At 63.7% G+C, this 626-nt stretch carries 2 protein-coding genes; both read left to right on the forward strand.

The window, feature by feature from the left end; all coding sequences use genetic code 11:
* On the forward strand, positions 1–352 hold a 352-nt coding region (locus A5622_RS13160), incomplete at its 5' end, for an MCE family protein (protein WP_231999805.1).
* On the forward strand, positions 342–626 hold a 285-nt coding region (locus A5622_RS13165; RefSeq protein WP_156749112.1), incomplete at its 3' end, for an MlaD family protein. The genes A5622_RS13160 and A5622_RS13165, both read left to right, overlap by 11 nt.

A 626-nucleotide genomic window follows, 5' to 3' on the forward strand; every position in this document is an offset into this window, starting at 1 on the left:
GCTGGCCCAGCACAAGGACGACATCGCGGGCGCCATCCCGCCGCTGGCCTCCACGACGACGGATTTGACGGACCTGCTGAAGAATTCGCGCCGGCCGCTGCAGGGCATCCTGGAGAACACCCGGCCGCTGGCCACCGAGATAGACAACCGCAAGGCCGAGGTGAACAACGACGTCGAACAGCTCGGCGAGGACTACCTGCGGCTGTCCGCCTTGGGCGCCTACGGGTCGTTCTTCAACATCTACTTCTGTTCGGTGACGATCAAGATCAACGGCCCGGCCGGCAGCGACATCCTGCTGCCGCTCGGTGGCCAGGTGGATCCCAGCAAGGGGAGGTGTGCTTTTGCCAAGTAACGCAAGGCATGAGCGCGATCCACTGCGCACCGGCATTTTCGGTGTGGTGCTGGTGGTTTGCGTGGTGCTCATCGCGTTCGGCTACTCCGGATTGCCGTTTTGGCCGCAGGGCAAGATCTATGACGCCTACTTCACCGACGCGGGCGGCATCAATCCCGGCAACGCCGTTTATGTTTCGGGTTTCAAGGTCGGCAAGGTGACCTCGGTGGGTCTGGCCGGCGACAGCGCCAAGATCAGCTTCAGCGTCGACCGCCACGTCGCCGTCGGCGACCAG

The sequence above is a fragment of the Mycobacterium sp. 1245801.1 genome (assembly GCF_001673055.1).
Lineage (GTDB): Bacteria > Actinomycetota > Actinomycetes > Mycobacteriales > Mycobacteriaceae > Mycobacterium > Mycobacterium europaeum_A.